The following is a 14,288-nucleotide window of genomic DNA, read 5'->3' as shown; positions in this document are numbered from 1 at the left end:
TTTTATTTAAGTGCTAATTCAATCGCGTTAGAGAATAATTCTTCGAGCGAAATTCCGGCTACTTCGGCTTGTTGTGGTAATAAACTTTCGGTTGTAAGTCCCGGAATGGTATTCATTTCGAGCATATGAGGTTCGTTGTTCACGATGATAAATTCGCTTCTTGAAAAACCTTTCATTTTTAAAACTTCATAAGCTCGTTTGGCAATTTCGCTTACTTTTTGAGTTAGTTCTTCTGGAATGCGAGCAGGCGTAATTTCTTGCGATTTTCCTAAATATTTGGCTTCATAATCAAAAAAGTCATTTTCCGAAACAATTTCAGTAATTGGCAAAACCGTCACTTTTCCTTTATAATTAATCACACCAACCGAAACTTCGGTACCGTCTAAAAAGCTTTCAATAATAATTTCGTTATCTTCTTTGTACGCCATTTCAATAGCAATGGGTAATTCGTTTGCTGTTTTTACTTTTGATATACCAAAACTAGAACCAGCTTTATTAGGCTTTACAAAGCAAGGCAAACCAACTTTCGAAACAATTTCTTCAGAATTTATAAGATCTCCTTTGTTTAAATAATAAGATGTGGCCGTTTTAATTCCGTATGGTTTTAAAACCGAAAGCAAATCACGTTTGTTAAACGTTAAAGCTGCTTGGTAATAATCGCATGAAGTTTGCGGAATTTGAAGCAATTCAAAGTAAGCTTGCATCAAACCGTCTTCGCCAGGTGAACCATGAATGGCATTAAAAACACAGTCAAATGTAATTTTTTGGCCGTTTACATCTGTTGAGAAATCGTTTTTATCAATTGGGAATTCGGTATCATTTTCATCTACATAGACCCACTTTTCTTTAAAAATATGAATGCGATAGCCGTTGTATTTTGTTTTATCTAAGTATTTAAAAACGACGTTTCCGCTAATTAAGGATATTTTATATTCGCTAGAATATCCGCCCATGATAATGGCTATGTTTTTCATTTTATAAAAAATTGGTTAAGTAGATAAAGTTGTAAACCTATGTCAAACAAAATTATCATTTTTTTTGAAACGAAATAGGTTTATCTTTGTCTCACAAAAAAATAATCTATGAGTTTACGTAAATATCTAGTAAGTCGCGTTTTTTTAACGCAAGTTTTAATTGCCTTAGCTATTACGGCCGTTTTAGTGTATTTGTTTATGCATTGGCTCACTTTTACAACCGATCACGGACATGAATTAGCGGTGCCAGATTTACGCAAATTAACCGAAGAACAAGTTGAAGAAAAGCTAGACGGAATGGATTTGGACTATGTACTTTTGGATAGTGTGGATTTTAGAAAAGAATTTCCTAAAAATAGTGTAGTTGAACAAGATCCTTTGCCTGGTACTAAGGTAAAAGTGGGACGAAAAATATACATTAAAATTAATGCCTCTGGATTTTCATCAGTTCGTATTCCAGATTTAATAGAAAAAACCTACAGAGAAGCCGTACCAACCTTAAAGGCGCTTGGTTTACAGGAAGGAAAAATTACTTACATTCCGAATTTAGGTAAAGACATGGTTTTGGAAATGCGTTATAAAGGTCGTAATTTGAAAGTTGGCGACCGCGTATTAAAAAACTCAAAAATCGATTTGGTTTTAGGTGATGGAAAAGCAAGTTATGAAGATGAAAGTCAGGCTTCGGATACCATTCCAGCCGTAGACGAAAACACCGCAGATGAACAGTAATATTAAAAATTTAGATTTAGAAGAAGAATTATTCGAACATTATAGGTTTGAAGTTCCTAAAGGGCAAGCATTATTGCGTATTGATAAATATTTGATGAATTTAATTGAGAATGCCACTCGAAATAAAATTCAAAATGCTGCTTCCGAAGGTAATATTTTTGTAAATGATATTCCCGTAAAATCAAATTATAAGGTAAAACCTTTTGATGTAATTACGATTATGTTATCGCATCCGCCTTTTGAAAACCATATTATTCCCGAAAATATTCCTTTAAATATTGTTTACGAAGACGATGCTTTGTTATTGATTAATAAAGAACCAGGTTTAGTCGTACATCCTGGACATGGAAATTATACAGGAACTTTGGTGCATGCGTTGGCGTATCATTTTGAAAATTTGCCAATGAACAGTTCCGAACGACCTGGATTGGTTCATAGAATTGATAAGGATACTTCGGGATTATTGGTAATAGCCAAAACGGAAGCAGCTATGACTAGTTTAGCCAAGCAATTTGAAGCCAAAACCACAGAAAGAGAATATGTAGCTTTGGTTTGGGGAAATGTTATAGAAGATAAAGGAACCATCGAAGGTAATTTAGCGCGTCATTTGAAAGACAGAATGCAAATGGCCGTTTTTGCTGATCCTGAAATTGGTAAACCTGCCATTACACATTATAATGTTTTGGAACGATTTGGTTATGTAACTTTAATTTCATGCCAGTTGGAAACGGGGAGAACCCATCAAATTCGTGCCCACATGAAACATATCGGACATCCTTTATTTAATGATGAACGTTATGGTGGCCATTTAATTTTGAAAGGAACAACTTTTACCAAATACAAACAATTTATTGAAAATTGTTTTAAAGCTTTGCCAAGACAGGCATTGCATGCTAAAACGCTAGGATTTAATCATCCTACAACGGGCGAATTGATGCGATTTGATACCGAGTTGCCACAAGATTTTCAAGATTGTATTGAAAAATGGCGCAATTATTCTAAATCCCATCATGCCGATGAAGAATAAAAAAAAGTCCAAAAGCGTGTTTAGCTTTTGGACTTTTTTATTGGGTTATTTTTGTTTCTTCAAAAAGTAATTTAATGTTTTCGTAAGAGTTTTTTAAAGCGTCTTGAATTTGTTGTGGATTTAACCAGGCTACTTTTTCAATCCCCTCATTGGCTTGACCTTTTGGCGTTCCATCAAAATTGGTGTGCATTTCAAACCAATGCGTTATTTTGAGTTTGTATTTGCCATTACGTTTAAAGACATGATAGGTTTTTTGTAATTTATTAGTGATTTTAAGTTTGTTTACACCCGTTTCTTCTTCTACTTCCCGCATGGCGGTTTCTTCAATTTCCTCGCCTTTTTCGGTGCCACCTTTAGGTAAATCCCATTTTCCATTTCTAAAAATAAACAAAACTTCTCCTTTTTTATTATAAACCAATCCGCCGCCCGCTTTAGCCACAGGAATTTTAGATTTAAGCGTCTTCATGATTTCCTTTTCATCAGGATGATATAAATAGGCTTTTTGAATTTTATTCTGAAAAATTTTAACAATAAGTTGTTCTATGTCAATACTTTCAAGTAAAAACAATTGAAAATTGGTCTCTTTTGTGATTTCATTTGTCAAAAAAAGAGGTTTGTCGTTCACAAAAACTTTATACATTTGTACTATGATTTTTAATAAAGATACTGCCGAAAAAACAGCCGAATTGCTTTTGCAAATAAATGCAATTAAATTGAATCCAAAAAATCCTTTTACATGGGCTTCTGGATGGAAATCACCAATTTATTGTGATAACAGGCTAATTCTCTCTTTTCCTGAGATAAGAAAATTTATAAGTAATGCTTTTGCAGATTGCATTGAAAGGCAATTTGGAAAACCCGATGTTATTGCAGGTGTTGCTACCGGAGCAATTGGCGTAGGTATTTTGGTTGCCGAAGCATTAGATTTGCCTTTTGTTTATGTGCGACCAGAAGCTAAAAAACACGGTAGGCAAAATCAAGTGGAAGGACATTTTGAAGCCGGACAAAAAGTTGTGGTGGTTGAAGATTTAATTAGTACAGGAAAAAGTAGTTTGCTTGCTGTAGAGGCTTTGCGAAATGCTGGTGCTGATATTTTAGGAATGGCAGCTATTTTTACTTACGGTTTTGATGTTGCTGAAGAAAACTTTAAAGCAGCAAATGTTGATTTATTTACCTTGAGTAATTACCCTAACTTATTAAATTTAGCGGTTGTTAAAGAATATATTTCCAAAGATGATTTGGAAACTTTAAAAGAGTGGAGTGTAAACCCTTCAACTTGGAATCAGTAAAAATCACCTTCAAAACTATTACCTAAAATGAATTTAGAAAGTCCTAAAGTAACCGTGCCAAAATCGGCTCAAGAATTATTTGATTTGCTGAGCGATGTTAAAAACTTTGAAAAGTTAATGCCCGAAAATATTGCAAAATTTGAGGTAATTGGTGAAGATTCTTTTATTTTTGGTTTAAAAGGAATGCCCGAAATCAAACTTAAAATGAAAGAAAAAGTAGCTCCAAACAAAATCGTTTTAGGCGCAGCTAGTGATAAATTACCCTTTACTTTGGTTTCGAATATTGAATCATTATCGGATAATTCAAGTGCTGTTAAACTTGATTTTGAGGGCGAATTTAATCCAATGATGGCCATGATGGTAAAAGGACCAATCGGGAAGTTTATTGAAACTTTGGCTACTAACATGAGCAAACTGTAAGATTTTGTTATCAAGTTGAAAGTATTTATATCTTGCAAATTTACAGTCTGTTAGTAAAATTGAAATTGGCGGTTATTTAACACATTTTGGTCTTTCAATTATTTATATTTGTAATAATTGCATTTAATTCCCCAATTTCTTACAAATATGAAAAATCAACTTACTATATTTTACACCGACGACGATCAAGAAGATTTAGAGTTTTTTATCGAAGCTTCAAGCGATATTGGAAACCACTTGAATGTTGTAACACAAAATTGTGGTAAAAAATTATTATACGATTTAGAAAATCCACCACCAAATCCGCATATTGTTTTTTTAGATTTAAACATGCCGGGTTTTAGTGGCTTTGATGTTTTACAACAACTCAAAAGTTCGGGTAATTTCAAGGACATACCGATTGTCATCTTTTCGACTTCAAACGATATTCAAATTATTGAAAAAAGTAGAGCATTAGGTGCTAGTTACTATATATCAAAACCAACTGATTACAATCTGTTGAAAAAAACAATTGAACATGCAGTAAATATCGATTGGAATACTTTTAAACCAACAAGTAAAGAATTCGTTTACATTAATAATTAACTAGTTTCCATGAGTATTGATAGCCAAAAAAGGAAGCCATCAACTTCCATTTCTTTTTTGGAAGTATTAAGGAGTCAAACTTCCGAAGCGCATAAAAAGTTAGAATCCCTACCACTATCTAAAAGCATTATAAACCCACAAATTACTTTGGAACAATATGCTTTGTATCTTAGTTTAATGCACGATGTGGTTGAAAATTTAGAACAAAATATTTACCCTATTCTTTCTGATGTGATTTCAGATTTAGAGAACAGAAAAAAAGCAATTTGGATTGAAAACGATTTAAAATCAATTGGAAAAGAAAAAAAAGCAATTAACTTTTCTTTTGAAAATACTAGTGCAATCTCGGTTCCATTTGCTATGGGAATTATGTACGTTTTGGAAGGGTCAACTTTGGGAGGTCGATTTATTCTGAAAAATATACAAGAAAACTTAGGTTTAACACCCGAAAATGGAGCTTCTTATTTTGATGGATATGGCAATAAAACCGGAAGTACATGGAAAAAATTCTTATCCGAAATGACTGATTTTGAAAATAAAACCAATTCGCAAGATGAAATAATAAAGGGTGCCGAATATGGTTTTACGGTTATGGAGCAGCATTTGTCTACAAATTCGTTTTAGTTTATGAAGATTAGAGATATTGTTAATCGCGATATTGTAAATTTAACCAATTGCGAATTTGAACCTATTCATATTCCGGGAAGCATTCAGCCTCATGGTTTTTTAATTGGGGTTAATATCCTTTCATGGAAAATAGAATTTTGTAGTGGAAATGTAGAATCTTATCTTGATTTAAAACCTTCTCAAATTTTAAACACAGATTTTGAAATTGTTTTTGGTGAAGAAATAAAAAAAACAGCAAGCGATTACATTCAAAAGAATCGGGCGGTTTTATCAGATCCATTTCAATTAAATTTCAATAATAAAGAATTTTTATGCACTATACATAAAAGTGGTGAAAACTATATTTTAGAAGCAGAACCTTTTTTAGAAAACACGGTTAAAACAGGAGATGTTTACAATCAAACTTCTCAGTTTTTATCCTACATGAACGACACGCATACGCTTCAAGAATTATGTGCGCAAGTTGCCAAAGGAGCACGTGAAATTACGGGATATGATCGGGTTATGATTTATCGATTTGATAAAGATTATAACGGTGAAGTTTTTGCCGAAAGTGTGCGTGATGATTTAGAGCCTTTTTTAGGTTTACATTACCCGCATACTGATATTCCGGTTCAAGCTAGGGCTTTGTACATGCAGAATTTACTGCGAATGATAGTCGATATTAATTATACGCCCGTTCCGCTTTTCACAATCGATGATGGTAACAACTCAAAAAATCTCGATTTGAGTTTGTCGTTGTTAAGGAGTACATCACCAATACATGTAGAATATCTTCAAAATATGGGTGTAGGCGCAACATTGACAATTTCGCTTATTCATCAAAAAAAACTTTGGGGTTTAATAGCGTGTCATCATTATAGTCCTAAAAATATTACGCACGAAATGCGTTTAGCAGCGCAATTGCAAGGACATTTTATCACTTCTCAAATTGATATTAGACAATCTAATGAAGAATACGAAGTGGCGCGTAAATCAAATATTGCCCTAGAAAAATTGAATTCTTTTGATTTGTCGGCGAACGAAAAATCTTTTGAAACTATATTAAAGAGTGCTGAAATTTTAGAAGTTTGCAATGCGGCAGGGGTAGCTATTATTTTTAATTCAAAAATTTATAAAAAAGGCTTAACCCCTGATGATTTCAATATCCATAAATTAACAAAAATCCTCGCTATACAATCTAAAAACAGTTTTTTTGTTAGTGATAAAGTAATTGATTTTTTGCCTGATTCGGCTGATTTTTGTGCTGAAGCTTCTGGAGTTATTTTTCATGCTTTGAGTTTGGATGGTAATGATAGCATTATTTGGTTTCGACCAGAATCGTTAACAGAGTTAAATTGGGCAGGTGATCCTAAAAAAGCAATAGTTAAAGATAGTAAAGGACTTTATCCTCGAAATTCATTTAAATTATACAAAGAAATTGTAAAATGCCAAAGTAAAGTTTGGTTGCAACCCGAGCTTAATGCCGCTGCCAATTATGCGCATACGCTTCAAAAACAATTGAATTTATTGATTATTTCGCAAGAGGAAGAGAAATACCGAAAATTAAGCGAAGTCCTTAAAGAAACTAATTCAGAATTGGAAAATATAAATTGGATAAGTACACACGATTTGCAAGAGCCGCTTCGGAAAATTCAAATGATTTCTTCTCGAATTTTAGAAAAAGAAGAAATAAAATATTCGGAAAATATTATCAATTCAATTCAGAGAATGAATAACTCGGCTAACCGGATGCAAACGCTTCTTATTGATATTTTAAAATATACGCGGATTAAAAATGCAGATGAAGCTTTTGAAATAGTAAATCCGAATGTTATTTTAGAAGAGGTTTTATTGGATTTAAGTGAGTTAATAGAGGAGAAAAAAGCGGAAATTACGATTGAAAACCTACCTAAAATTAAAGGAATGCCTTTTTTAATGAAGCAACTTTTTTCGAATCTATTGCAAAATTCATTAAAATATACAGAGGAAGGAAAGATTCCAGTTTTGATGGTGAAATCATTAGGCGTTCAAAATGTAGATGGAGAAGGTGCTTTTGAAGTCTTAGCTTTTTCAGATAACGGGATTGGTTTTGAGCAAATTTTTGCCGAGAAAATTTTTAAAATCTTCAGCAGGTTACATGCTCAAGAAGCCTATAAAGGTTCGGGCGTTGGGTTAGCACTTTGCAAAAAAATCATGCAAGCGCACAAAGGGTTAATTTTTGCTTTTGGTGAACTCGGTAAAGGGGCTATTTTTAAATTGTATTTTCCTGTTTCCAATTAATACAACAGCGTGATTTCTTTTATATCAAATTCCGCAATTGAATCGTCTTCAAGCTGCACTTGTAATTTTCCTGTCTTAGAAACGCCTAAAATAATTCCCATAAAATGTTCGTTTTTGGTATTTTGAAAAGGCATCGGAACCCCTTTTTTAAATAATTTTTGAAAATAAATTTGCCATAATTTTTCAGAATTGGTGCGCCATTCAGTAATTGTTTTTTTAATTCGAGCGGTAATTAATTCGGGAAAAATGGTTTTGTCAAATTCTTTATTACAAATTACAGCTAATGAAGAGGCTTTAGGAAGGTTTTCAAAATCGGTTTGGTTTACATTTAGTCCAATTCCGATGATAGAATGAATTTCTCCGCCAGATTTGTGTATGTTCTCTATTAAAACACCGCCAATTTTTTTATTGTATGACATTATGTCGTTTGGCCACTTAATGCTTAATTGCGGAATGTTTAGGTCTTCTAGAACCTGATTAATTGCTAAAGAAGTAATTACAGATAAATCAAAAACCTGATCGTTAGGTGTTAAGGTGTTTTTTGTCAAGATACTAAGAGTTAGGTTTTTACCGCTTTCTGTCGCCCATGTTGCGCCTCGTTGCCCTTTTCCATTAGTTTGATTTTCTGCAGTTACCATGGTAAAGTTTTCTAAGTCCTCCTGACTGTTTAAAGTTTTTAAAAAGTCGTTGGTAGAATCTATGGCATCGAGTTTGATTAGTTTCATTTAATTAATATAATTTACTAAATTTAATATTTTGTTAAGGTTCAAAAATAAACACAAAATTTGGTAACTTTACAAACTTATATAAATAATTCATGGCGAAAAAGACTGTTAATAATGATGTTCTCCTAGCGAACATAATAAAAGGAATTGAAGAAGTAAAAGGAAATGACATCGAAATATTAGACTTGCGAGAAATTGACACTTCGGTGTGTGATTATTTTGTAATCTGCAATGGTAGCTCCAATACTCAGGTAAATGCTATCGTAAATTCTATTCAAAAAACGGTATCAAAAGAATTAAAAGACAAACCTTGGCATGTTGAAGGAACCGACAATGCCGAATGGGTTTTGATGGATTATGTGCATATTGTAGTGCATGTTTTTCAAAAACACATCAGAGAATATTACAATATTGAAAGTCTTTGGGGTGATGCAAAAATCACTACAATCGAAAATAAATACTAAAGAATAATTTATCAAATGGCGAATAACAATCCAAATAAATTCAAAATAAGTCCTTGGTTAGTATACAGTGCAATACTACTGGTTTTCTTGTTTATTAGTTTTGCAACTGGCGGATCTAGTTTTCAAGAACCAGCACAGCTAACATCTTCTGATTTTAATAAAATTTTAGAAAAAGGGCAAATTGAAAAAGTTATAGTTTATAATAAATCGGAAGCCGAAGTTTATTTAAAAGCAGAGGCACTTAAAGAAAAAGAAAATGCCAAAGTGGCAAAAGATATTTTTGATCAGCCAAATAAAGGACCTCATTACACTTTAGAAATTGGTAATGATCAAATATTTCAATCGAAACTGGAAAATGCAGTTAAAGAAGGGAAATTAAAAGGCTACAATTTTGAGAAAAAAAGTGACTGGAGTGATATTATAATCAGCTTGTTACCGATTATTATCATTATTGGAGTTTGGATTTTTATCATGCGAAAAATGTCAGGTGGAGCTGCTGGTGGTGGTGGTCAAATTTTCAATATTGGGAAATCAAAAGCGAAATTATTTGATGAAAAAACCGATATTAAAACCACTTTTAAAGATGTAGCTGGTTTAGAAGGAGCGAAAGAAGAAATTCAGGAAATTGTTGAGTTTTTAAAAAATCCAGAAAAATACACCAATTTAGGAGGTAAAATTCCAAAGGGAGCTTTGCTAGTAGGGCCTCCAGGAACTGGTAAAACATTATTAGCTAAGGCGGTAGCTGGAGAAGCTCAAGTACCTTTTTTCTCGCTTTCAGGATCTGATTTTGTTGAAATGTTTGTTGGAGTAGGAGCATCGCGTGTACGTGATTTGTTTAAGCAAGCAAAAGAAAAATCACCATCAATTATATTTATTGATGAAATTGATGCTGTAGGTCGTGCTCGTGGAAAAAGTAATATGTCGGGTGGTAATGATGAAAGGGAGAATACTCTTAATCAGCTTTTGACTGAAATGGATGGATTTGGAAGTAATTCGAATGTAATCGTTTTAGCAGCAACAAACCGCGCAGATGTATTGGATAAAGCGCTGATGCGTGCTGGTCGTTTTGACAGACAAATTTATGTTGATTTACCAGATATTCGCGAGCGTGCTGAGATTTTTAAAGTGCATTTAGCGCCTATTAAAAAAGTAGAAGGCCTTGATTTGGACTTCTTAGCGAAGCAAACTCCTGGATTTTCGGGAGCTGATATTGCTAACGTTTGTAACGAAGCGGCATTGATAGCGGCTCGAAATGATAAAAATGCAGTTGATAAGCAAGATTTTCTAGATGCCGTTGATAGAATTGTAGGAGGTCTTGAAAAGAAAAATAAAATTATTACTCCAGAAGAGAAAAAAGCAATTGCTATTCACGAAGCGGGTCATGCTACCGTAAGTTGGATGTTAGAGCACGCAGCGCCGTTGATTAAAGTGACTATTGTGCCACGTGGACAAAGTTTAGGAGCGGCTTGGTACTTGCCAGAAGAAAGACAAATTGTAAGACCCGACCAAATGTTAGACGAAATGTGTGCTACTATGGGAGGAAGAGCGGCTGAAAAGGTAGCTTTTAATAGAATTTCAACTGGTGCATTGAGTGATTTGGAAAAAGTAACACGTCAGGCAAAAGCAATGGTTACCGTATACGGCTTGAATGATAAAATAGGAAATGTTACCTATTATGATTCAAGTGGGCAAACCGATTATAATTTTTCTAAACCTTATTCAGAAGATACGGCGAAGATAATTGACAAAGAAATATCCGATTTAATCGAAGGTCAATATCAAAGAGCTATCGAATTATTAGAGCATAATAAAGATAAATTGTTTCAACTTGCTGATATTCTGATAGAAAAAGAAGTGATTTTTAAAGATGATTTAGAAGCAATCTTTGGTAAGAGAACTTTTGATAAAAATTTAGAAGAACAGGTTTCATAACACTTAGTTATTAACAGTATAATGTATAAAATCTTAATTCAAAACCCGCTTTTGAATTAAGATTTTTTTATCTTTGAACGTTTTCAATTAATTTGTAAAATACTTCTTAGATAATGAATTTTTTTAAAAAAATATTTGGCTCTAGTACTGATTCTTCAGAAGAAGAAAATAGCAGTGAATATTACCATGCAGCCGCCGAATCTAATCTTTCAATAGACGAACAATTCATTTTTAATTTTAAAAAAAATGGAGGTAAATTTTTATACTGTGAAAATCTAAAAGAAGTTAGCGAACAATTTGAAAATATTTTAGCCGAAAACGATTGGTTCGAAAATGAAGTTTTATGCTATGAAACGAGACTTTTTAAACTTTTAGAAGAAAATAAATTACCTTACCAAAATATCAGAAAACCCCGATTTTTATTAGCTGCTTGTGAAAATTTAATTGCCGAAGAAGGCTCAATTTTATTTTCATCCAAACAAATTAAACAACACAAGCCTAATGATTTGCCAATTAACATCGTGATTGTGGCTACAACAAGTCAAATTTTACCAGCTAAAAGCGATTCCTTAACTGCTATTAAGCGCAAATACGATAAGGATATTCCAACCAACATCACGGCGATGAAATATTTTGAAAAAGCGAAAGACGAAGATTTTACACAATACGGTAGCGTTGCAAAAAATTTGTATTTATTGCTGCTAGAAGATTTGTAATATGAATGAAACCCTCAAGAGAGCACTTTCTGGAGCAGTCTACATCCTATTATTAGTTGCCTCCATACGATTTTCTACAGATAGTTTCTTTTTATTATTTGGAGTATTTCTTTTAATTGCTATATATGAGTTTTGCTTATTAATTAAAACAAATGTCATTTTTCCAACTTTTTTAGCTGCTACACTTTATACGTTAGCCTATGTTAGCCATTTAGATCGTACCTACGATCAGGTTTTGTTATTTATAGCATTGTTATCCACCGTAAAATGCCTCTTTTTTTTATTTGAAGAAGAAAGTTCCGAAATGAGTATATATCAAAAGTATTTTTATATAATTGGATATATCATTTTGCCTTTTATTTTTATTACCAAAATTCCGTTCGGTATTAGAGGTTACAACCCTAAAATAATTATTAGTATTTTTATATTAATTTGGACCAACGATACCTTTGCTTACATTGTCGGAAAATCAATTGGAAAACACAAACTTTTTGAGAAAATTTCGCCAAAGAAAACCATTGAAGGATTTGTTGGTGGAGTAGTTTTTACAGTAATCGCTAGTTTTGTAATCTCCGAATACTATATAGAAGGGGCGCGTTATGTATGGATTAATATTGCTATTATAGCGGCTATTTTTGGTACATTAGGCGATTTAGTCGAATCAAAATTTAAACGTGTTGCGGGAGTGAAGGATAGTGGTGCTATAATGCCAGGTCACGGAGGGGTTTTAGATCGTTTAGATAGTATTATATTTGTAGCACCAATTGTATTTTTATTATATCAAATTTTATATTATGTTTCATAAAGAAGGGACAGCGTCGATTTTTTTAGCCACTATTTTCACGGCAGTAGTTTTATTACTTTCGGATTATTTTATAACAGAGACTACTTGGTTGCGAATGACATTACAAATAGCTGCATTGTTGGTTTTAATCATTGTATTGCAATTTTTTAGAAACCCGAAGCGATCAGCGGTTTTAGATTCGAATACAATTGTGGCTCCTGTTGATGGAAAAGTAGTGGTAATTGAAGAAGTATACGAATCGGAATACTTTAAAGACAAACGTATTCAGGTTTCTATTTTTATGTCACCTATAAATGTTCATGTAACGCGTTACGCTATTAGTGGATTGGTAAAGTTTAGTAAATACCATCCTGGTAAATTTTTAGTAGCTTGGCATCCAAAAGCTAGTGAAGAAAATGAAAGAACTACCATTGTGGTAGAAAATGAAACTTTTGGCGCTATTTTGTACCGACAAATTGCGGGAGCTTTAGCAAAACGAATTGTAAATTATGCCAAAGAAGGAATGCAAGTAATTCAAGGTACAGATGCCGGTTTTATTAAATTTGGTTCTCGTGTAGATTTGTTTTTACCAATTGGAACTCCGATAAATGTAGTTCTTAATCAAAAAGCAATTGGTGGAAAAACGGTTATTGCAAAAAAGGAGTAAATGACTCAAAAAGATTTGGATATTCGTTTTGATGAAGCTGTAGCATTAGCTTCAACGATGACGCAAGCTTCTTTGCCTCAAGATGTGCAATTGCGTTTGTATGCTTTTTACAAACAAGCTACAATTGGTACGGCAAAATACAATCAATCAAACGATATTGATTTGCGTAGTGCTTTTAAAACAAATGCCTGGATGCAAATTAGCCATTATTCTATAGATGAAGCTAAAGAAGCGTATATTGACTTGATTTATTCTATAAACGAAAATAATTCTGAGTATGAAAAATAAATTACTTTTAGCGGTTTTTCTTTGTAGTGTTTTCTCAATAATATCTTGTAAAGATGATCGATTGGTTGAAGTTGTAGAAGTACCGCTTCCTACAAAAGAAGAGAAAGTGATAATCGGTAGCCCAATGGATGTTAAGGCAGAGCCAGGTTCTTTTTCAGTAGCAAAATTACCCTATGCTTATGATGCTTTAGCGCCTACAATTCGTTCGTTTACATTAGAAACACACTATTCGAAACATTATTTAGGTTACACGAATAATTTAAATAAAGCGGTAGCAGGCACAGTATATGAAAATATGACAATTGAAGATATTTTGTCTAAATTAGATTTGAATAATGCTGCTCTCCGCAATAATGCTGGTGGTTATTATAATCACACTTTATATTGGAAATGCATGACTCCTAAAGGTAGGGATGTGGCTACTGATACTTTAGCGGGTTCTATCGAGAAAGATTTTGGTTCTTTTGCCAATTTTACTTCACAATTTAAAAGCAGAGCTAATAAACAATTTGGTTCGGGCTGGGCTTGGTTGGTCGTAGATAAAGCAGGGAAATTACAAATTACCACTTCGGATAATCAAGACAATCCGTTGATGAAAAATGCTTTGGTGCCCGGAATTCCGATCTTAGCTTTAGATTTATGGGAACATGCCTATTATTTGGATTATCAATATCGAAAGAAAAATTATATTGATGCTTTTTTCAAAATTATTGACTGGGAAAAAGTAAATGAAAATTATAAGGAAGCTTTAACCAAGATTAAGAGATAACAAAAAAGAGGTTATTACATTGTGTAACAA

The 14,288-nt window shown here is 33.0% G+C and carries 17 protein-coding genes; 14 read left to right on the top strand and 3 right to left on the bottom strand.

Annotated features, from left to right (window positions below; genetic code table 11):
- Positions 1 to 2: 2 nt before the first annotated feature.
- Complete coding sequence (locus tag I5M07_RS03585) at positions 3 to 974, bottom strand: D-alanine--D-alanine ligase (protein WP_200104820.1); 972 nt, start codon at positions 972 to 974, stop codon at positions 3 to 5.
- Between the two features lie 108 nt (positions 975 to 1,082).
- Between I5M07_RS03585 and I5M07_RS03580 the strand changes: the two genes are divergently transcribed.
- Positions 1,083 to 1,703, top strand: coding sequence for a PASTA domain-containing protein (locus tag I5M07_RS03580; RefSeq protein ID WP_200104819.1), 621 nt, complete (start codon positions 1,083 to 1,085; stop codon positions 1,701 to 1,703).
- Positions 1,693 to 2,730: an RluA family pseudouridine synthase gene (locus I5M07_RS03575; RefSeq protein ID WP_200104818.1), complete on the top strand. Its 1,038-nt coding sequence runs from the start codon at positions 1,693 to 1,695 to the stop codon at positions 2,728 to 2,730. The genes I5M07_RS03580 and I5M07_RS03575 overlap by 11 nt, the downstream gene beginning before the upstream one ends.
- Before the next feature lie 37 nt (positions 2,731 to 2,767).
- Here I5M07_RS03575 and I5M07_RS03570 read toward each other — a convergent pair whose 3' ends face one another.
- Positions 2,768 to 3,370: an NUDIX hydrolase gene (locus I5M07_RS03570; protein WP_200104817.1), complete on the bottom strand. Its 603-nt coding sequence runs from the start codon at positions 3,368 to 3,370 to the stop codon at positions 2,768 to 2,770.
- Positions 3,371 to 3,377: 7 nt separating this feature from the next.
- Here I5M07_RS03570 and pyrE point away from each other — a divergent pair, with 7 nt between their 5' ends.
- The 5 genes from pyrE to I5M07_RS03545 all read left to right on the top strand — a co-directional run bounded on the left by pyrE (position 3,378) and on the right by I5M07_RS03545 (position 7,913).
- On the top strand, positions 3,378 to 4,019 hold the full coding sequence (pyrE, locus tag I5M07_RS03565) for an orotate phosphoribosyltransferase (RefSeq protein WP_200104816.1): 642 nt from the start codon (positions 3,378 to 3,380) through the stop codon (positions 4,017 to 4,019).
- 27 nt (positions 4,020 to 4,046) lie between these two features.
- On the top strand, positions 4,047 to 4,439 hold the full coding sequence (locus I5M07_RS03560; RefSeq protein ID WP_200104815.1) for an SRPBCC family protein: 393 nt from the start codon (positions 4,047 to 4,049) through the stop codon (positions 4,437 to 4,439).
- Between the two features lie 147 nt (positions 4,440 to 4,586).
- Entirely contained in the window at positions 4,587 to 5,024 is a 438-nt protein-coding gene (locus I5M07_RS03555) for a response regulator (protein ID WP_200104814.1), read from the top strand.
- 9 nt (positions 5,025 to 5,033) lie between these two features.
- Positions 5,034 to 5,648, top strand: coding sequence for a biliverdin-producing heme oxygenase (locus I5M07_RS03550; protein WP_200104813.1), 615 nt, complete (start codon positions 5,034 to 5,036; stop codon positions 5,646 to 5,648).
- A 3-nt stretch (positions 5,649 to 5,651) separates the two neighbouring features.
- Positions 5,652 to 7,913, top strand: a complete 2,262-nt coding sequence (locus tag I5M07_RS03545; RefSeq protein WP_200104812.1) for an ATP-binding protein — start codon at positions 5,652 to 5,654, stop codon at positions 7,911 to 7,913.
- Here I5M07_RS03545 and I5M07_RS03540 read toward each other — a convergent pair.
- Positions 7,910 to 8,638 (bottom strand): biotin--[acetyl-CoA-carboxylase] ligase, encoded by a 729-nt coding sequence (locus I5M07_RS03540; RefSeq protein WP_200104811.1) that lies wholly within the window; start codon positions 8,636 to 8,638, stop codon positions 7,910 to 7,912. The two genes, I5M07_RS03545 and I5M07_RS03540, sit on opposite strands and share 4 nt — an antisense overlap.
- Before the next feature lie 92 nt (positions 8,639 to 8,730).
- On the opposite strand from I5M07_RS03540, the gene rsfS reads away from it, so the two are divergent.
- From rsfS to I5M07_RS03505, 7 genes are all read left to right on the top strand, one after another.
- On the top strand, positions 8,731 to 9,102 hold the full coding sequence (gene rsfS / locus I5M07_RS03535; protein WP_200104810.1) for a ribosome silencing factor: 372 nt from the start codon (positions 8,731 to 8,733) through the stop codon (positions 9,100 to 9,102).
- A gap of 15 nt (positions 9,103 to 9,117) precedes the next feature.
- Positions 9,118 to 11,034, top strand: a complete 1,917-nt coding sequence (gene ftsH, locus I5M07_RS03530) for an ATP-dependent zinc metalloprotease FtsH (RefSeq protein WP_200104809.1) — start codon at positions 9,118 to 9,120, stop codon at positions 11,032 to 11,034.
- A gap of 113 nt (positions 11,035 to 11,147) precedes the next feature.
- Positions 11,148 to 11,750, top strand: coding sequence for a lactate utilization protein B/C (locus tag I5M07_RS03525; protein ID WP_200104808.1), 603 nt, complete (start codon positions 11,148 to 11,150; stop codon positions 11,748 to 11,750).
- 1 nt (position 11,751) lies between these two features.
- Positions 11,752 to 12,555, top strand: a complete 804-nt coding sequence (locus tag I5M07_RS03520) for a phosphatidate cytidylyltransferase (protein WP_200104807.1) — start codon at positions 11,752 to 11,754, stop codon at positions 12,553 to 12,555.
- A complete protein-coding gene (locus I5M07_RS03515) occupies positions 12,545 to 13,201 on the top strand; it encodes a phosphatidylserine decarboxylase family protein (protein ID WP_200104806.1) in 657 nt (218 codons plus the stop codon). The genes I5M07_RS03520 and I5M07_RS03515 overlap by 11 nt, the downstream gene beginning before the upstream one ends.
- Positions 13,202 to 13,489, top strand: coding sequence for an acyl-CoA-binding protein (locus tag I5M07_RS03510; RefSeq protein ID WP_200104805.1), 288 nt, complete (start codon positions 13,202 to 13,204; stop codon positions 13,487 to 13,489).
- Positions 13,479 to 14,258, top strand: coding sequence for a superoxide dismutase (locus I5M07_RS03505; RefSeq protein ID WP_200104804.1), 780 nt, complete (start codon positions 13,479 to 13,481; stop codon positions 14,256 to 14,258). Before I5M07_RS03510 ends, I5M07_RS03505 begins: the two co-directional genes overlap by 11 nt.
- The last annotated feature ends 30 nt before the right edge of the window (positions 14,259 to 14,288 follow it).

The sequence above is a fragment of the Flavobacterium agrisoli genome, from assembly GCF_016522065.1.
Lineage (GTDB): Bacteria > Bacteroidota > Bacteroidia > Flavobacteriales > Flavobacteriaceae > Flavobacterium > Flavobacterium agrisoli.
Note: the sequence above shows the minus strand (reverse complement) of the source record. Positions and strands in the feature narration are given on the sequence as shown.